16 protein-coding genes and 1 other RNA gene are annotated in these 19,812 nt (G+C 42.4%); 13 read left to right on the top strand and 4 right to left on the bottom strand.

Annotated features, from left to right (window positions below; all coding sequences use genetic code 11):
* Window position 1: 1 nt before the first annotated feature.
* From PSYC_RS05105 to PSYC_RS05080, 6 genes are all read left to right on the top strand, one after another.
* Entirely contained in the window at window positions 2-1,018 is a 1,017-nt protein-coding gene (locus PSYC_RS05105; protein ID WP_011280257.1) for a YqaJ viral recombinase family protein, read from the top strand.
* Complete coding sequence (locus PSYC_RS05100) at window positions 1,018-1,290, top strand: hypothetical protein (RefSeq protein WP_041757610.1); 273 nt, start codon at window positions 1,018-1,020, stop codon at window positions 1,288-1,290. The genes PSYC_RS05105 and PSYC_RS05100 overlap by 1 nt, the downstream gene beginning before the upstream one ends.
* The gene (locus PSYC_RS11805; protein ID WP_011280256.1) at window positions 1,290-2,336 is read left to right on the top strand and encodes a RecT family recombinase; all 1,047 of its coding nucleotides are present in this window, start codon (window positions 1,290-1,292) and stop codon (window positions 2,334-2,336) included. Before PSYC_RS05100 ends, PSYC_RS11805 begins: the two co-directional genes overlap by 1 nt.
* A gap of 48 nt (window positions 2,337-2,384) precedes the next feature.
* Window positions 2,385-3,851, top strand: coding sequence for a DNA cytosine methyltransferase (locus PSYC_RS05090; protein ID WP_011280255.1), 1,467 nt, complete (start codon window positions 2,385-2,387; stop codon window positions 3,849-3,851).
* A 108-nt stretch (window positions 3,852-3,959) separates the two neighbouring features.
* The gene (locus tag PSYC_RS05085) at window positions 3,960-4,511 is read left to right on the top strand and encodes a hypothetical protein (RefSeq protein WP_011280254.1); all 552 of its coding nucleotides are present in this window, start codon (window positions 3,960-3,962) and stop codon (window positions 4,509-4,511) included.
* A complete protein-coding gene (locus PSYC_RS05080; protein ID WP_041757606.1) occupies window positions 4,504-4,767 on the top strand; it encodes a hypothetical protein in 264 nt (87 codons plus the stop codon). Before PSYC_RS05085 ends, PSYC_RS05080 begins: the two co-directional genes overlap by 8 nt.
* A 321-nt stretch (window positions 4,768-5,088) precedes the next feature.
* Here the strand turns inward: PSYC_RS05080 and ffs are convergent.
* Window positions 5,089-5,185, bottom strand: an RNA gene (gene ffs / locus PSYC_RS11375) — signal recognition particle sRNA small type.
* A 415-nt stretch (window positions 5,186-5,600) separates the two neighbouring features.
* Here ffs and PSYC_RS05070 point away from each other — a divergent pair.
* Entirely contained in the window at window positions 5,601-6,320 is a 720-nt protein-coding gene (locus PSYC_RS05070; RefSeq protein ID WP_227500361.1) for an SIMPL domain-containing protein, read from the top strand.
* Between the two features lie 179 nt (window positions 6,321-6,499).
* Here the strand turns inward: PSYC_RS05070 and PSYC_RS05065 are convergent, their stop codons facing one another.
* Together PSYC_RS05065 and glnA are read right to left on the bottom strand one after the other, a co-directional pair.
* Window positions 6,500-7,318: a hypothetical protein gene (locus PSYC_RS05065; RefSeq protein WP_011280251.1), complete on the bottom strand. Its 819-nt coding sequence runs from the start codon at window positions 7,316-7,318 to the stop codon at window positions 6,500-6,502.
* Window positions 7,319-7,648: 330 nt separating this feature from the next.
* Window positions 7,649-9,058: a type I glutamate--ammonia ligase gene (gene glnA, locus PSYC_RS05060; RefSeq protein ID WP_011280250.1), complete on the bottom strand. Its 1,410-nt coding sequence runs from the start codon at window positions 9,056-9,058 to the stop codon at window positions 7,649-7,651.
* A 782-nt stretch (window positions 9,059-9,840) separates the two neighbouring features.
* Between glnA and PSYC_RS05055 the strand changes: the two genes are divergently transcribed.
* The 4 genes from PSYC_RS05055 to PSYC_RS05040 all read left to right on the top strand — a co-directional run bounded on the left by PSYC_RS05055 (window position 9,841) and on the right by PSYC_RS05040 (window position 13,668).
* A complete protein-coding gene (locus PSYC_RS05055; protein ID WP_011280249.1) occupies window positions 9,841-10,464 on the top strand; it encodes an anthranilate synthase component II in 624 nt (207 codons plus the stop codon).
* Window positions 10,465-10,509: 45 nt separating this feature from the next.
* Entirely contained in the window at window positions 10,510-11,649 is a 1,140-nt protein-coding gene (trpD, locus tag PSYC_RS05050; RefSeq protein WP_011280248.1) for an anthranilate phosphoribosyltransferase, read from the top strand.
* 287 nt (window positions 11,650-11,936) lie between these two features.
* A complete protein-coding gene (gene trpC / locus PSYC_RS05045) occupies window positions 11,937-12,824 on the top strand; it encodes an indole-3-glycerol phosphate synthase TrpC (RefSeq protein WP_011280247.1) in 888 nt (295 codons plus the stop codon).
* A gap of 112 nt (window positions 12,825-12,936) precedes the next feature.
* Window positions 12,937-13,668: a Smr/MutS family protein gene (locus tag PSYC_RS05040; RefSeq protein WP_011280246.1), complete on the top strand. Its 732-nt coding sequence runs from the start codon at window positions 12,937-12,939 to the stop codon at window positions 13,666-13,668.
* Window positions 13,669-13,865: 197 nt separating this feature from the next.
* Here PSYC_RS05040 and PSYC_RS05035 read toward each other — a convergent pair whose 3' ends face one another.
* Complete coding sequence (locus PSYC_RS05035) at window positions 13,866-15,818, bottom strand: mechanosensitive ion channel family protein (protein WP_011280245.1); 1,953 nt, start codon at window positions 15,816-15,818, stop codon at window positions 13,866-13,868.
* A 377-nt stretch (window positions 15,819-16,195) separates the two neighbouring features.
* On the opposite strand from PSYC_RS05035, the gene PSYC_RS05030 reads away from it, so the two are divergent.
* Entirely contained in the window at window positions 16,196-18,061 is a 1,866-nt protein-coding gene (locus PSYC_RS05030; RefSeq protein WP_227500360.1) for a TonB-dependent receptor plug domain-containing protein, read from the top strand.
* Between the two features lie 320 nt (window positions 18,062-18,381).
* On the top strand, window positions 18,382-19,806 hold the full coding sequence (gene ahcY / locus PSYC_RS05025) for an adenosylhomocysteinase (protein WP_011280243.1): 1,425 nt from the start codon (window positions 18,382-18,384) through the stop codon (window positions 19,804-19,806).
* Window positions 19,807-19,812: the final 6 nt, after the last annotated feature.

Below are 19,812 nucleotides of genomic sequence, written 5' to 3'. Positions count from 1 at the left end.
CATGGGACTCGCAATCAAATTTGAGAAATATCAAGACGCCAATGCTATTAAGACCAGCACTCTATGCCGTGAGGATTGGCTCACATTACGTCAAAGCGGGATTGGTGGCAGTGACATAGCAGCCATCATCGGTGTATCGCCCTACGCTACTGCTTACGATATCTACCAGTCTAAGACGCAGCCGTTAGCTGATGAAGATATGAACGAGTTTGCCTATTGGGGAACCATACTCGAGGACACGGTAGCACGCGAATTTTCAAAACGAAGTGGTCTGAAGATTCAGAACGTTAACTTCCTCATGCGTCACCCAGAACATCGCTGGGCCATCGCTAACATTGATCGTGCTGTGGTGAACAACGAAGTTAAAGGCTGGGGCAATGTACGCTTTAAAGACGGCAAGCTGACTACTGATCAGATTGTCGAGATTAAGACCGCATCTGAGTACGTCGGTAAAAATTGGGGCAATGAAGAGTCGGACGAAGTGCCGGACCAGTATCAGTGCCAAGCTCAGTGGTACATGGGGGTGACTGATACGCAAGTCTGTCACATGGCTGTACTGATTGGCGGTAACAAATATCGTCAGTACAAAATTGAGCGTCACCAGGACTTTATCGATTACTTGTTTGAGGCAGCCGAAAGCTTCTGGACCCACAACGTATTAGCAGGTGTTGAGCCTGACGCTACCACGCTGCAGAACGCTAAGGATAAGTACCCACGCCACAATCCTGATACCACGCTTGATGTCGAGCCGGATAGTGAAGCCGCCAAAGCCTTTGAGCATTATGAGTCATTAAAGGCGCAAGAGAAAGAAGTCAAAGCCGCGCTCGAGCTCGCCCAGACTGACCTTATTTGTCAGATTCAAGACAATGAGACATTGGCAATCGACGGCGAAGTGGTCGCTACTTACAAGGTCCAAGTAAGTAATCGCTTTGACAGTAGCCGCTTAAAGAAAGATATGCCAGAGCTTGCTGAGAAATATATCAAGCAAAGCGAAAGCCGCGTGATGAGGGTTAAGTGATGAGTATAAAAGTAAAGAAAACTCAGTCAGGTTTTGAATTCAAGAAGACTGACAAAAAGCCGTCAAACCCAAACGGTTGGAAAGAGCGTTACGACATTAGCTGCCCTCACTGCTCAGATAAATTCGATTGTGCACCTAGTATATTTCACATGATGGGCGCTCATGAGCTAGGTGGCGGCAGTTGTCCAAGCTGTAAAGGAATGATGGAAATTCATTTCAATCCCGAAAACGACACTATGACAACTCACAAAGTTAAAAAGGAAACAATCTAATGGACAACTACAACGAAATAACAGTAACCGCTGATCAGCAATACTCACCGCAGCAAATCACGCTTGATGACTCGCTGTTTAATAAGTGCCAACGCTTAGCTCACATGATGGCTAGTGGTGTTTGTACTGTACCAAAGCATCTACAAGGTAACGTCGGTGACTGCTTTGCAATTATTGGCCAATCACTACGCTGGGGCATGGACCCATATGCAGTAGCTCAAAAGACTCACTTAGTTAATGGCACGTTGGGGTATGAAGCTCAACTGGTTATCGCTGTCATCAACAATCGCGCTCCTATCGTCGACCGTATCAAGTTTGAATACTTTGGTGACTGGTCAAAAGTTAAAGCTAAAGATGATAAATCAACTGATGTGGGCGTCATCTGCCGAGCGACATTTAAAGGTGATGATGAGCCAACCGAGTTATCGCTAACGATGGCGCAAGTTGGTACTGTCCGTAACTCACCACTGTGGGCTGCTGACCCACGCCAACAGCTTGCCTACTTAGCAGCTAAGCGCTTTTCAAGACTTCATTGCCCTGATGTCATCCTAGGTGTTTATACACCTGACGAACTGGCTGACCGAAATAATGAAGCCCCTCGTAATGTTACACCTAAAGCTGCTAACGCTGGTGCATCCGCCCTGCTTGACCGCGTTAAGCCAAAGCAAGCGACTGCCGCGGCACCAGTGATTGAGTATTACGACATTAGCGAATTACTTAGCACGATTGAGCAAGTCACTGATAGTAAGCAGATTGGGCCCATCGGCAAAGAAATTGGCGAAATGCTTAACAATCCGGCTATCAATATCAAAGATGATGACGTTGATGAGCTACGCCAAGCCCTAGCCGATCAGAAGCAGTCGATCATCTTAGCTGATGAATACAACAATATCATGAAGCATATCAAAGCCTGTGAGTCACTTGATGACGTTGAGCGCATGAAGGGTTTGATCACTGACAAAGAGCAAGACTTTGATGCCGGTGATATCAAGATGCTTAATGACACGCTAGAAATTGTCGCTGAAGATATTGGCGCACAGGGTTAATTATATAAACGTCTGGGCGGAAACGCTCAGACTAACCAAGGAATGGATATGAAATCCTTATTACCGCATGAGCTAATAATAGATAACTTTGCTGGTGGTGGCGGTACCTCAACTGGACTTGAAGCTGCTTTTGGCCGTCCAGTTGATATTGCTATCAATCATGACCCTGAAGCGATAGCTATGCACCGTATCAACCACCCTGGCACTAAGCATTATTGCGAGTCGGTTTGGGATATAGAGCCAAAGTCGGTTACTGGCAATCAACCTGTAGGCTTGGTGTGGCTATCACCTGACTGCAAACACTTCAGCAAAGCAAAAGGTAGTGTACCAGTAGATAAGCGAATACGCGGGTTAGCTTGGATAGCACTGAAATGGGCTGCTGATTGCAGACCTCGAATTATCATGCTTGAGAATGTCGAAGAGTTTAAAACGTGGGGCCCAATTGGTGAAGATGGTCGACCATGTAAGGATCGTAAAGGTCAGACATTCAAATCATTTATACGTGCACTACGTCGTCAGGGTTACGCAGTTGAATATAAAGAGTTAAGAGCTTGTGATTACGGCACCCCTACCATTCGTAAGCGGTTCTTCTTGATAGCACGTCGTGATGGTTTGCCTATTGCTTGGCCAGTAGTAACGCATGGCGACCCAGAATCAACAGCTGTTAAAAAAAGAAAGTTACTACCTTGGCGAACAGCTTCTGAATGTATCGACTGGTCAATACCTACGCCATCAATATTTGAAACGGCTGAGCAGATAAAAAGCAAGTATGGCATACGTGCTGTACGCCCATTATCTGACAATACATGCAAGCGCATAGCTGCTGGTCTAATGCGGTATGTCGTTAATAATCCATCGCCATTTATAGTCAAGTTAAGAAAAGGGAATATTGGACACGGTATAAATGAGCCGCTGCATACAATCACATCTGGCGGTACTCACTTTGGTTTAGCTTCACCGCTAATGACAGAATGCGCCAATACTTCATCGCCTAGATGTATGCCGGCTAACGAGCCATTGCGTACGATATGCGCTCAAATTAAGGGCGGCCATCATGCGCTGATAGCGCCTTTCATAGCTAAGAATTATACAGGCGTGGTTGGTAGCGATATTACAGAGCCGTTGCATACCGTTACGGCCACTGACCATAACAGCCTAGTGTCTGCATTTTTGACAGCTTACTACGGCAATGAAAAAAACGGACAGTCTGTTAAAAGCCCAGTTCGTACAGTAGTCAGTAAAGAAAGGTTTGGATTGGTCACGGTTGAGGGTGTGGATTATAAAATAGTTGATATCGGCTTTCGCATGTTGCAGCCAAGAGAGTTGTTCCGCGCTCAAGGTTTTGGTGACGATTACATTATTGATAAAGGTATTGATGAGTATGGCAAAACAATAAAACTAACCAAGACGGCACAAACAAGAATGGTTGGTAATTCGGTTTGTCCTCCCCTTGCCCAAGCCTTGGTAGAAGCTAACTTTAAACATGAATTTAATTACAGCGAGAAAATAGCATGAAAACACGTACCGAAAAAGAAATGAAAGCCCTAGCAGCTGAGTTGCTAGAAGTTGATTTGGAATTGCCGAGCGTGCGTGAGACGTGTGGCGCTGAGAAGGAGAGTAAGCATGGATAGATTTATCAAAGAAAATGATCTTGATTGGCTTTGCTTGGCGTTAAAGGATAGGTGTAGCGAGCGACCTCACCTGGAGTGCATCAGCGTTAATGCTGGCAGAGCCTATGCAACAGACGGACACCGTATGCACGCAGCGCCATGCGATTTAGACAATGGTGTGTATTGCCGGTATGAACTACAAAGAAGTTTAGAAAAAAATAATATACCGCCAGTCGAAACTGATGTTGTAGTACCTGATGGATTTAAACCGCAATTGGTTATGATTAAACAAGCGGGCAAAGCTTTTAATCCAGCGAGCGAAATAACGGCATCAGATTTTTATGTGCAGAATGGGTTTTATGGTCAGTTGATGCCGAAAGATGGCAGTAGTAGATTTCAACGCATATATGTACTTGAAGCACTGTTTGGGTTATCTACTAAGGGCGAAACTATCTTGCATGTACATACTAAAGATAATGGCGAAAACTTTATGTATGCGAATGACAGTGAACGGTCTTTTGTCATTATGGGCATGAAGCTGGATAAGGAGAGTGCTTGTGAGTGACGACAAAAATTTATCGCCCTTCATTTATCAGTATCAGAAAACTTTAGGCGAGCTTGAGCGAAAAGCTCAAATGTCGGCATGGAAGTGGATGGATAACGACCTAAGCGTAACATTATCGAATGCAACAATACAAAACGGTGGCGAGACTGCATTGCGATGTGATAACGCTGAATTGTGCTTACCGCAAGCCGACGCAATACGTTTGCGCGATTATTTAAACAAGGCTTATCCGATAGACGAGGTGACAGATGATTGAACAAAACGACCAAATCGAGGGATTGAATCCGGATGGATTTACTACGATGGCTAATGTTGCAAAATTGTATGATGTGAGCACATCGACTTTACGAAGATATTGGACGGACGGCAAGTTTCCGGAGCCAATACTATTATTTAGTAAGAATTATTTTAGAAATAGCGATTTGTTGGAATATAACAAAAATTTAGAACATGAGACCGCTTAGGCGGTCTTTTTTTTGCTTATTTTTTATCGATTGGTAATCAAAGAGGTAATCAAAATCTGATTTTTTAGAGTTATTGCTATATAAATCAAGGAATTACGAACAAAAAAAAGCGACTCCATCAGCACATCCTCGGCACACATTATAACTATTACCGTTGCTACCTTCCGGTCCTGGCGGGATTCATAGAACAATGTTGCGAGGCTACCAATGGAGCCACCAGTTGCAAATTATACAAGAATTTTTCATTATTACAACCCCAATCGTCAAACAGATTGGTTTATATCACAAAGAATTTCATAATCTAGCTATAGTCGGTGAAAAGTAATATCGATACAACACGTACTACTGGTGCAAATTTTTCTTGCTTGCTGTGCCTACGCAGACAGAGGCTGCAAAAACTTTACACCAGCAATACGGTAGCGACTTTAAAGTATTTCAACTATAGTAATCTACTCCGTAACACACAACCCATAACGTAAGTGACAAAATTATCACAGCGACACATTTAAATTTTGTTATTTTAGATAAGAAGGTTAAGCGCCATAAATAATGCTTAATAAATACAATGCATCTTTATGGCTTTTAAATTAACGGCTTCAAGTGTATTTATTTTATTCAGGAGATTATGATGAAAAACATTCTAACTGGTAAAGCCGCTTTCGCCACTGGTACAGCCTGTCTAATGACCATGCTGATGGGGACTGCCCATGCAGCGCCCACAGGCTACGATCAGCTTGCTTTTCAAACAGAAGTAAAAGAAGAAATTCAAAATGACGAGGTCACTGCCAGCTTATACAAAAAAGCACAGGCAACCGATGCAAAAGCATTGGCAACCACACTAAACACTTCGATTAATAATGCGTTAAAAATCGCTAAACGCTACCCGACTGTCACGGTAAGCACTGGTCAACAACGTACTTATCCACGTTACGATAAATACAATAAAATCATCGGCTGGACAGGACAGGCAAATATAGACCTAAAAAGTACCGATTTTACAGCAACCAGCCAACTGATTGCTGATTTGCAAGAAACCTTGGTCATGGAAAATCTCAGCTTTGGGGTCTCAGATATCAAAAAGAATGCGTTACAGCAGAAACTGATGACCGATGCTTCACGCGCCTTTCAGCAGCAGGCTAAAAATATGACCCGTGCTTGGGATGCACGCAGCTATCGTGTCGTCAATGTCAATCTAAACACTGGCAGCAACTATCCGCGCCCGATGTATAATGCCATGAGCATGAAAGCTGAGTCGGCAGATGCATCGGTACCAAGCCAAAATTTTGAGTCTGGTAACAGCACCATCTCAGTGACTGCCAATGGTACGATTGAGTTGACTAAATAAACGACGAATAAACGCTCTTTATTAACTCATCATTTTCGTTAATTAATAGCATTCATTAACCAATAATGCTCATAAATAAAGGCAATCACTGATGTCAGTGCTTGCCTTTATTACATATAAATTTTCTTGGCTGAGATTTACCTTGCATCCATCAATGCTTAACAGCTATTTTCTATTATTTATTTTATTGCTGGCTGCTCAAGGGTTATTGGTGTATCAGCTTGTGGCTTAGTGAATGATTGCATATTGGGTTGTTTGCCATCTTGACGCAGTTTTAACAGTACCTTTTGATGCCAAGGTAGACGCTGATAAGCCAAAAGCTGCTCAGCAATTTTTTTATTGTTTTGCAGCGTCTGCGTATTTTGAATCACATAAATAGTTCGCGAGATTTGCTTTAATACCTGTCCTTTCCCGTTTTTGACCACAGCATTAATAACATGAGAACCGGGTAGAATATCAACGGTAGAAATCGAGGTACTTAAACCTTGAGCCACCTCATTACCATCAAGTGTCACACTCACACTATCGCCGGCTTGCAGTGCAGGTTTTAATTGTAGATTTACGACGATATTTTGCGCCGGACGACGATAGGCGCGTTCTTCACTTGGCTCAATCATGGTTAATTGATAATTGACGCGTGGTACTTGAATTGTGCTCGATGCATTTTCTAGCGCAGGCGGCGTGGTATTGCTAGCGACCATTGGCTTAGCAGGTGCAGTAGGATTGCTATTTACTGCGGTGCTGTTAGTAGCACTATTGGACGTAGAGCGAGTAGCCGTAACAACGGAAATTTCACTAATTTGCTTGCCCGATTTATTCTCATGGTTTTGCGGACGGTCAGTAAAGGTGACTTGACCTGTTTTTTCATCAAGCACTTTATAAATAGGTGCAGCATTCGTTATTGGCGCGTAAAGACTGGCTGTAATGATTACAAGTCCTATTAGCAGGCTTAAATCCATACTTTTACTCAAAATATTATTTTTTAATAATGAAGTCATGGTCAGTCAGCCTAATAAATATTTTTTATTGATATACAGATGAAACCATTATGCGGTACTTTTCATATTATATAGTCGGTGAAAAGTAATATTGATACAACACGTACTACTGGTGCAAATTTTTCTTGATTGCTGTGCCTATGCAGACAGAGGCTGCAAAAAATTTACACCAGTAGTACTGTAGCGACTTTAAAGTATTTCAACTATATAGCAGTATCGTCTGCATAGAAACTTTATCAGCTCAGTCAAGACAATCGTTCAAGCGCAAAAAAACCAGCTAAGGCTTACTTAACTGGTTTTTTATTGAACTTTTAAATCTTTAACGACAAATTAGCAGCTGTAATACAAGTCAAACTCAACGGGATGTACCGTGATATTGACGCGCTGTACTTCTTCTTGCTTGAGAGCAATATAAGCCTCTAACATCTCTTTGGTGAATACATCACCTTTTAATAAAAATTCATGATCATCTTTTAGTGCTTGCAATGCCACTTCTAAATTTTCAGCGACCGTTGGAATCAATGCTTCTTCTTCTGGCGGCAAATCATACAAGTTTTTGTCAGCGGCTTCACCTGGATGCATTTTGTTTTGAATACCGTCAAGACCCGCCATCAACAGTGCAGCAAACGCTAAGTATGGGTTGGCTGCTGGATCAGGGAATCTCGCTTCAACACGCACCGCTTTTGGGCTGCTGACGTGTGGAATACGGATAGATGCTGAGCGGTTAGATGCTGAGTATGCAAGCTTGATAGGCGCTTCATAATGGGGCACTAGACGCTTGTAGCTGTTGGTCGATGGATTGGTAATCGCATTAAGCGCACGAGCGTGTTTAATGATACCGCCTACGAAATACAATGCCGTTTCAGACAAGCCTGCATATTCATCGCCAGAGAAGGTGTTAACCCCATCTTTTGAGATTGAGATATGCACGTGCATACCAGAACCATTATCACCAACGATAGGCTTTGGCATAAAGGTTGCTGTTTTTCCAAACTGATGAGCAACGTTATGTACGGCATATTTGAGCTTTTGTACTTCATCTGCCTTGCGTACAAGCGTGTTAAAAGCAACGCCAATTTCTAACTGACAAGGGGCAACTTCGTGGTGATGTACTTCGATACAGCCTTCACCAATCATATCTTCGATGCGATCACACATGACGGTACGCATATCTTGTGAGCTATCAACAGGTGGTACTGGTACATAACCGCCTTTGACACGTGGGCGATGACCCATGTTGCCCCACTCATAGTCTTTATTGGTTGACCATGCGGCTTCTTCAGCGACGATTTCATGACTGACACCAGACATGCCCACAGACCATTTTACCTCATCAAATACAAAGAACTCAGGCTCAGGACCAAAAAAAGCCGTATCACCAATACCGGTAGATTTTAAATACTCTTCAGCACGGCGCGCAATAGAGCGTGGATCACGGTCATAACCTTGTAGGGTTGATGGCTCAATGATGTCACAAGTCACGACAACAGTAACCGCATCAAAGAACGGGTCAATAAACGCCGTCTCAGGATCAGGACGCAAAATCATGTCTGATGCTTCAATCCCTTTCCAACCAGCAATCGATGAGCCATCAAACATTTTGCCATCTTCCATCGATTCTTCATCAACGCTATGAGCTGGAAAGCTCATATGATGCTCTTTACCGCGGGTATCAGTGAAGCGAAAATCGACCCATTTAGCGTTGGATGATTTGATCAGATCAAGTAGTTTATTTGACATAGATAGTTTCCCTTGTGATTATCATGGTACTAAAATTATGGTAATGGCTTTGTATTACTGAACCGTACTGAGATTGAAGATAACGATGTTTACTCGTTATTCATACTAATAGTCAGTATCCGTTAGTCAGTATCCGTCTTTATTATTAATGACACATTTTTATCAATCAGACAAATACAATTGCTATTTTAGCAATATCTCGCTAACAATGTTGCACTCTTCATACGCTGATTGATAAATATTCTGCTATACAAGATACTTGTACCCTAGAAAGCTGCAACAGCCATGCCAATCTAATTAACTTTAATATTCTAGAGCATCAGATATTTAAATTATTACTAATAAATACAAATAGTTAAACCAAATTTAGTCTTATTTTTAAGAAAAACCAACGTCTCAAATTTGCTTCTAGCAATAAAAATTTTTGATTTAACATTGTAATGTTAGCACTATAAAAGTGCATTACCAAGAATACATTCAGTGCATATGCACCGTAATAGCACATTACCAAAGTATTTTTGAAAAAATATTTTTTTTAAGCAGTGGCAATGATACCCGTTTGCCTTTCCATTGACGATTAAGCATACTTTTATCTATCGACACTAAACCTATAGAACCATCACATTTGATAGACTGCAAAATAATGTTAAGATAACGAGGTTATAAAACCTTTAATCTTAAGTAACTGACAAAAGCCACCTGCAAAAACCGTCATAAAGATTTATTAATCAACGCTAATTAATGAATACTAAAAGCAAGCATCTCAATAAGTTGAAGCCCTCATGATTCTGATGATCGATAATTACGACAGCTTTACGTACAATATTGTACAGTACTTCGGTGAATTGCAGCAGGACATCACCGTCTGTCGTAATGATGAGATTACCATTGAGCAAATAAAAGTGCTTGCGCCTGACGCCATCGTTATCGGTCCTGGACCTTGCACTCCTGATAGCGCTGGCATCTCACTTGAATTGATTGATACTTTTAAAGGTATTATACCGATATTGGGTATCTGCTTGGGTCATCAGGCTATCGGACAGGCGTTTGGCGGCAAAATAGTCAAAGCAAGTGAAGTGATGCACGGACGCTTATCTGCTATTTATCATAATGGACAAGGCGTGTTTATAGATTTACCCAATCCTGCACAGTTTACCCGCTATCACTCACTGATCATTGATAAGTCAAGCTTGCCGGAAGGCTTTGAGGTCACTGCTTGGACACAACATATCGATGGCAGTATGGAGGAAATCATGGGTATTCGTCACCGCGATTTTGCCATTGAAGGGGTGCAGTTTCATCCTGAGTCTATTTTAAGCGAGGCCGGCTATCAGCTGCTTAATAACTTTTTACAGGCGCATCATTTGGCTGTGATAGACAGCGATAGTTTGCCACAGGTGGGCTAGCCGCTAATCGTTGTTTCAAAATTTAAAATAATAATAAGTGAGAATATGATGACCACTGCTCCTTTGCAGACTGTACTTTCAAATGTGACCCGTACCACAGAAGATATCCATCAGCTGTCAGATGATAGTATCCATGAGCTACTGACCAGCGCATTAGGTAGAATTTTTCAACATATTGATCTGACCTTTGATGAGATGTATCAAGTGATGCTAATCATCATGCAAGGCAGATGTAGCGATGCCATGATGGGCGCTATCTTGACCGGTCTTCGCATGAAAGGCGAATCAATTGATGAAATTACTGCCTCGGCGAGTGCCATGCGTGCATTAGCTGCCAATATTGCCCCAAAAGACTGTCGCTATATGGTTGATATCGTCGGTACAGGAGGCGATGGCGCTAACTTGTTTAACGTGTCCACAGCGGCAGCGTTGGTCGCAGCAGCAGCAGGTGCACAAGTTGCCAAACATGGTAACCGCGGGGTTTCAACCAAATCTGGTAGCTCGGATTTGCTTGAGCAAGCCGGTATCAGTCTATCGCTGACGCCTGAGCAAGCGCAAGCCTGTATCGAAGAGCAAGGTATTGGTTTTTTGTTTGCGCCAAACCACCATAGCGCCATGCGTTATGCCAATCCGGTACGCCGCGAGCTAAAATCTAGAACGATTTTTAATATTTTAGGTCCACTCACTAATCCTGCTGGTACGCCCAATTTGGTGATTGGCGTCTTTACCGCGCAGTTATGTGAACCTTTGGCAAAGGTGATGAAAAACCTTGGTGCGCGCCATGTGATGGTCGTCGGTGCAAAAGATGGGTTGGATGAAATCAGCCTTGCAACATCGACGACGGTGGCTGAATTAAAAGATGGCGAAATTTCCGTCTACGAGATGATGCCAGAGGATGCGGGCATTGAGTCACAAACTCTTATTGGGCTTGATGTAGATTCACCAGCACAGAGCCTTGAGCTAATACGCGCTGCTTTATCAGGTGTAGAGACACATGACCGCGCAGTGCTTAAAGCGCGTGATATGATTGCCTTAAATGCAGGTGCTGCGATATATACTGCCGGACTTGCCAGCAACTATCCAAACGGCGTGAGTCATGCACAAAAAATCATCCAAAATGGCGATGCTTTAGTCAAGCTTGAGTCTCTGGCGCACTATACGCAGCAGCTAGCAGCGCAAAATTAACGGCGCTTATTTTTTATAATGTTGCTTTTTATGATGTTACTTTGTTTGTGATGTCGCTTTATTTGTGCTGATACTTTAAATGTATCAGTACACAGTTCACGCTATAGTAAGCCCAGTATAAAAACGATACAGCGGGACTGGAATGAATTTTTTGCAGCCTCTGTCTGCGCAGGCACAGCACGCCAGAAAATTTTATACCAGTGCCGCGTCAAAACATGATGTATCTACTTTATTTGGAATCAACTATATTATTGCTTTTTTATATTTAATCAAATTTGGATACCGCTATGACTACCAATACGACAGTCCGCTCAAATATTCCTTCAGTATTGCAGCGTATCGTTGCTACCAAACATGACGAAGTGGCTGCTGCTCGTAAGTTGTTATCACTTGAAGACTTACAAGAGAAAGTCGCAGCGGATAAACAACCTCGTCGCGGTTTTGCTAGTGCCCTGCGTGGCGCTGATATCGGTATTATTGCTGAGATAAAAAAAGCCTCGCCTTCTAAAGGTATTATCAATCACAACTTTGCTCCTGCCTTATTTGCTAAGCAGTATGAGCAAGCAGGCGCAAGCTGTCTGTCTGTTTTGACTGATCGTGACTACTTCCAAGGTGATGATAGCTATTTGATCCAAGCACGTGAAGCTTGTCGCCTACCGATATTACGTAAAGACTTTATGATTGATGTCTATCAGATTTATCAGTCATATCTACTCGGCGCAGATTGTATATTACTGATTATGGCGTGCCTTGATGATGCACAGGTGCAAGAGCTGCATGCGCTAAGCATCGAGCTTGGTATGGATGTGTTGATAGAAGTGCATACGGCAGAAGAGCTTGAGCGTGCCCTACGATTGCCACATTCAGAGCACAACATCTACGGTATCAATAACCGTGATTTAAATACCTTTGATGTGGATTTGCAGACGACACTTGATTTAAAGAACGCCCTATTACGCGAGCTTGCCATTGATGATGCATTTTCTGCCAATCCCAATGACAGTCTACAACGTCCGCTTATTGTGACTGAGAGTGGCATCCATAGCAGTAATGATATCCGTATGATGTTAAGCCATAATATCCAGCATTTTTTAATCGGTGAGCAATTTATGAAGACCGATCATCCCGGACAAGCATTACAATCCTTACTTGCGAGCGTCGCAGCACAGGCGTAAAGTAAATAAGATAGTTTAAACAAAATCAGCATGACAGTAGCAATCGCCTTGATTGCCTTTAGCACTCATTCAATTAATCATTTATTCACTAACCAACGATACGTTAACTATTATGTCAAACTCTCTATTTTCAAAAGAAATGCAAGACCAACTTAAAGAGCTGAAAGGTCAATTGAGTAAAGGTCGTGATACTGTGTCACCTGATGGCGACGATGGTAAGCCGACTGAACCTGTGTCGCTATTGACTCAAAAGCAAGTCAAAAGAACCGTCAAGCAGATGGACTCTGAACATATCGACGATGATAAAGTATTGTTTATGCAAGCGATGCATGGCGTCAATCAGCTCGATGATAAAAACGTGCGCTCACCGGCCAATGCAGCAAAAGCCAAAAAGCCTGATGCAGCGACACTGTCTAAACGTGCAGCAGCTCAAGGTGGTGAAGCGAGTGACTTGGGCGCAGGTTTATCAGATATGCAGGCTTTATTGAACCCTGTTGCGGGCGAAGCCTACTTATCTTATAAAAACCCTACGCTACAAAACAAGATTTTCACCCAGTTAAAACAAGGTAAATTGCGTTGGTATGATGCCGTAGATATTCATGGCTGCACTATCGAAGAAGCGCGTGTGGCGATGACTCAGCTACTGAGTCAAGCAAAGCAAAACAATGAAACGTCAGTAAAAATTGTCCACGGTAAAGGCAGTGAAGCGATTCTAAAAACCTGCATCAACGGTTGGTTACGTCAATTGCCAGAAGTGCTGGCATTTTGCTCAGCCCCGCCAAAAGATGGTGGCAATGGCGCGGTATTGGTCCTACTAAAAAAAACCAAAACTGATGCCGAATAAGTTTTAGTATAAACCATAAGAGGACTGCCAATAAGCAGTCCTTTTTTATGTCAAAAAATCGTCAATGTGTTTAATAACTATCGTTGAAATACTTTAAAGTCGCTACCGTATTGCTGGTGTAAATTTTTTGCAGCCTCTGTCTGCGTAGGCACAGCAAGCAAGAAAAATTTGCACCAGTAGTACGTGTTGTATCGATATTACTTTTTTGCTCTTGGGAATCTAAAGCTATTTTTTACCTGTTTGAATTTTAATCGAGCTAACGTATGACCGCTGCTTTTATGAATAGCTTTATATCTACTGTCTAACAAATCCCTTTTTGGTTCAGGCTCTGGCTGCTTATTTTCATTTTCCGTATCAACAGCATCACTATCTTTGTTTAAATGAACGACTTTTGACTTGTTATCAGTAGCAATTTTTTTGTCATCTTTATGATCAACGGTCTCGCCTTCTTCATTTTCATTTTCTAATTGAGCCTGAAGCTCTGGTTGCTTGACAATCAGCTGCTGTGTTGGCAAAGCATGCTCTACATCATATTGCCTAACTTGCATTAACAAATCAACGAATAACCGGTCTTGTTTTTCATAGAATTCGATGATACCAGTGGCATTGATATAGGCTTGTAGCTGAATAATATAACTATCTTGACGCAACTCTAAGATATTGACTTGATTCCATTCTTGATTGGTCAATTCATGCTTATCCAAAAACTCATCCAAGTGTTTTACCATCTTAAACACAACATTAATATCAGCGGTACGCTTGATATATAGTTGATGTAAAAAGCGAAACATGTCACGTGAGGTAAAGTTTTCAATTTGCATTGATGAAAAATCACCGTTAGGTACCGTGACGATAGTACGGGTCAAGGTACGCACGCGCGATGAGCGAATACCAATATCGATGACGGTGCCCTCATACGTACCAAATTTACAATAGTCACCGATACGCACAGGCGAATCTGCCACCACTACCACACTGCCGACTAAGTTTTCGATGGTCTTTTGCGCACCTAATGCTAAGGCTAAACCCCCTACCCCTAATGCAGCAATACCAGTCGTTAAGTCAAAGCCCAAGTTACCGAAAGTGACGATGACTGCAAATATCAATAATAGCGCTTTGACGACTTTGCGTAATAGTCCCAAAATCGAGACCCGTTCAGTATAGTTTTTCTTATAGCTTAAATTCACTGCACGGGTAAATAAGGCATCGATAATGCGTAATAACAACCACGTTATTGCCACCCACGAAGCAATCTCAGCGAAGCGGTTGACCGGCTCGCGCAGGGTCACTGACACCCCAGCATAAACCATCACCTCAGACAAAATCAGCGCCATAATCACCACCGCTAGCGGCAATATAACTTTATCTGGCAATGGCAGCGGCACATCACGGACACGAGGGTAAGTGATTTCCAATAAATGATACAGTAGCCATACGACGATGTAGGTGAATAAAAAACTACTGACAGTTATCGCCAAAGCTGCAACCAAATCAGCCAACTGATAACCAAAGAGCTTTTTACCTTCTAGTGAATCAATGGTATAACGAGAAACCAAAGTCGGCTTATAGTTCTCTATTGCCTCTGGTATTGAGCTGAGCGTATCAGTAGAAAACTGCCAGTATTGCTCGCCTTCTTGCGACACCACTCTTTCAAGTAGCAAAGGAATGCTTGTATCACTGACTTTGATGACACCGACATTTTCTTGGCTTGGCGGTAGTTGATCGGTTAAATTGCCTTCAGGCGTGTTATTAATCTGCAAATCAGCCTGAAAACGACCACCTGCATCGAGTGCTTGCTTAAACTGACGGACGACAGTGGTTGGATTATCAGCTTTAGATAGATTGAGATAGTTACTGGCGAGCAGATAATCATTTTCACCCAATGCTGCAATAAATCCTTGAACGGTATGTCGAGGCGTATCGCGTCCGAATGAATCAGGTATCGATGTGCCATCCCCTTCCTCAGTTTTAGTACCACCCACACCCAGTATGCTCGCCTCAGCTGCCAACGCACTAGGCTGCGAGATGACACTGAGTGCCATAGCGACAAGTAGAGTCATCACGATTAATGGTAATTTCATCAATGACATCGATAAAGATGGCACGGCAGTAGTACTCAGACGACGCTTAATAAACAAAACAAACCTCATGGCTTTATGAATCGCATAACGAAAAACGGGGAAAATCTGCCCTATAATAACAATTATGATGATAAAGAATATCACTAGTGAACAAAAAAATTATAAATAGCCTGTCCATTACTTAAAACAATTGAAGATAGCTGATAGTGAATAATATTCATCCTATAATGAATAAACATTAGGTGAAAGTGGTTTATAAATGCGGCGCTTTTATAGATAATAGCGCCATGTAGTCTATTTATTACTTTTTGTAATTTTTACCTTCTCAGATTTCGCTTCTGTAACTTCTTTATTTGATTAATTTGGAATTCAACATGGTTTTATCACGTTCATCTTCAACCACCTATCTTCGGTTGTGTATTTTAAGCGCATTTGGCGCATTTGCTATGAGCGCTAACGCCGCTACTGACGTCAATATTGTTAGTGATAGCGATCTACCACAAGTTGAGCTTGATAAAATCGTCGTGACCGCGACGCGTACACCGACTAAGACGAGTAATGTGATTGCTCAGACTCGTGTGATTGATAGCGAAGAATTGCAGCGTTATCAAGGTCAGACAGTCACTGATGTATTAAAGAATCAGCCTGGTATCAATATTGCTCAAAGTGGTGGTATGGGAACGATTAGCAATTTTTATATGCGTGGCTATGACAGCAAGCAAGTCCTTGTACTAATAGATGGTATCCGCTATAGCTCTATTTCTGCAGGAACGTCTTCATTAAATTTATTACCGGCTGACCAAATTGATCGCATTGAAATTCTATACGGTGCTTCAGGGTCTAGTATTTATGGTTCTGACGCTATGGGCGGTGTTATTCAAATCTTTACCAAGGGCAATATTGTAGAGCAATCTAATATTTCGACTAGCGTTGGTTACGGAAGTAATAATCACTACCAAGTAGGCGTCACAGGTCAGCTTAAAAACGATACTTCGTCATTAAGCTTGGGCGTCAGTCGCAACAAAACAGACGGTTTTAACGCGATTGCCGATAGCAGTTCTTCCGATTATAATGCTGATGATGATGGCTTTGAATCTACCAATGCTAGTTTAGGCTTGCAGCATAAGCTTTCAGACTCTTTAAGTGCAGGGCTAAGTGCCTTATATTCTGACTCTACAACTGATATTGACTCTGCAGGTACTCTGTTTCCAAATGCCTATTCAGATCAAAAAAATGGCAGTGCCAATGCCTTTATTCAACATCAAACGCCATTGACTGTCACTAAGTTCAGCTATGGTCAAAGTATCGACAGACTCACGTCACATGATAATAACTCTATTAATTATCAACAAGGTAGCCAGTTTGATACCACCCAAGAGCAAGCGCGTTTAGAAAGTCAAATTAATGCGCAACCGGGTACGGTGACTATCGGTGCAGAATGGTTATCCCAAAAACTAGATGCATCAGATGTTTTAGATTTTTCGGGTTACCCTAACCCTGCCGTTCAAACTGCTTATAACCCTGATGACAGAACGGTCAAAAGTGCTTTCGTTGGCTATCAACTATCAGAATCTTATTATGACTTGCAAGCCAATTACCGTGTTGATGATAATTCCCAATATGGTAACGAAAGTACTTATAATATAGGCGCTGCTGTACGTCCATTGGATGGTGTACGAATCGGCGCTAGCTATGCGACAGGCTTTCGCGCTCCAACCTTTAATGATCTATACTATCCTGGTTATAGCAACCCAGATTTGAAGCCTGAAACCAGTAAAAATACTGAACTATTCGTAGAGTACAATAAAGGAAATCAAATTTCACGCCTTACTGGCTATCATACTGATGTAGAGGATTTGATTGGCGGTAATACCAATACTGGTGAGGCAAAAATCAAAGGGTTAAGCCTTATATCAGACTGGCGTGTTAATTCGTTTCTATTTGGTTTAGGTTATGACTATTTAGATGCCAAAGACAAAACAGCCAATAGCGCTAATTATAATAACGACCTTGTATATCGTCCTCAAAATAGCGGTTTAATTTATATCGGTTATCAGCAACCTACCTTTGATGTGCGCCTCGAAGCTAAACATACTGATAGTAGATTCTCTGACGTGAGCAATCAAACCAAGTTAGATGACTACACTTTAGTTAATTTGAGTGGCAGCGCTTACATTACACCCAATCTTCGCGCTAACTTACGTGTCGATAATCTCACTGATGAAAACTATACTTTGTCTAATCAGTTCGGTACAGAATATGCTACTGACGGCACCAACTTCTTTACCTCACTAACCTATAACTGGTTCTAAGTTTATTTAGCAGTATTTGAAGGTTATATTACTAATAGTAAAGGTCATCAATCGATGGCCTTTTTTTATGACTTGTCCACTTACTATTTATATCAGTCAATAGGTGACAAATTACACGTCATCTATTACAATAATGACCCTCCGAGAGGTGTTGCGCCATAATATCTGATCTTGCAAATAGGCTTAAAAGCCACGCTAATCAGTCTTTATGTTAGGCTCGGTAACTGTTAATTCCCATACTTTGGTCATTAGCAGCGCAAATAACGACACCTGCGTTTTTATTCTTTTTATCATAAATTAACCACTGATAGGAGCATATTATGGACGCAGTGTCTAACACCCCATCTGCCCATACGATCGATCCCTCTTTCACTGACTATAAAGTCGCCGACATCAGCCTTGCTGATTACGGCCGCCGTGAAATCACCCTTGCTGAAGCCGAAATGCCTGCCCTTATGGGTTTGCGTCGTCGCTATGAAGCCGACCAACCGCTTAAAGGCGCCAAAATCGCTGGCTGTATCCACATGACCATCCAGACTGCTGTCCTTATCGAGACACTCGTCGCGCTAGGTGCTGAAGTACGCTGGACATCATGTAATATCTTTTCAACTCAAGACCATGCTGCTGCGGCGATTGCTGCTGCTGGTATCTCTGTTTATGCTTGGAAAGGCGAAACAGAAGAGGAATATGAGTGGTGCTTACGTCAACAAGTACATGTTGGTGGCGAAGAGTCAGGTCAGCTTTGGGATACTAACTTAATTTTGGATGACGGCGGTGATTTGACTGCTTTGATTCATAATGATTATGCAGAGCTGCTTGATAATATCCATGGTATCTCAGAAGAAACCACAACAGGCGTGCATCGCTTAGTTGAGATGTTGAATAAAGGCACGCTTAAAGTACCAGCCATCAACGTCAACGACGCAGTTACTAAGTCTAAAAATGACAACAAATACGGCTGCCGTCATAGCTTAAATGACGCCATCAAACGTGCAACCGACATGTTCCTTGCTGGTCGTCGCGCTTTAGTTATCGGTTACGGTGATGTGGGCAAAGGCTCTACGCAAAGCTTGCGTCAAGAAGGCATGATTGTCCGTGTTTCAGAAGTTGATCCTATCTGTGCCATGCAGGCATGTATGGACGGCTTTGAAGTATTATCACCTTATATCAATGGCGACAACACCGGCGGCGCAGAAAACATCAATACTCGTCTGCTCGAAGATACGGATATGATTGTTACCACCACCGGTAACTACCATGTTTGTGATAGACATATGCTTGCAGCCTTGAAACCTGGCGCGGTCGTTTGTAACATTGGTCACTTTGACACTGAAATCGACACGCAGTTTATGCGTGACAACTGGCGCTGGGTTGAGATTAAGCCACAAGTCCATCAAATTTTCCGCTCAGATGATGAAAACGACTATTTGATTTTGCTTGCTGAAGGTCGCTTAGTAAACCTAGGTAACGCCACTGGTCACCCATCACGCGTGATGGACGGCTCATTTGCCAACCAAGTATTGGCACAGATGTATCTGTTCGAAGACAAATTCGCTGACTTGCCAGCGGATAAGCGCACTGACAACTTATACGTCAAAGTCTTACCGAAAAAACTAGACGAAGAAGTGGCTGCTGCGATGGTTGCAGGCTTTAACGGTACATTAACGAAGCTGACTGAAAAACAAGCTGAGTATTTGGGTGTGCCTATCGAAGGTCCATTTAAGCCTGACGCTTATAAATACTAAAAGGAG

Source organism: Psychrobacter arcticus 273-4, from assembly GCF_000012305.1.
GTDB lineage: Bacteria > Pseudomonadota > Gammaproteobacteria > Pseudomonadales > Moraxellaceae > Psychrobacter > Psychrobacter arcticus.
This window is presented reverse-complemented; position numbering and strand designations above follow the sequence as displayed.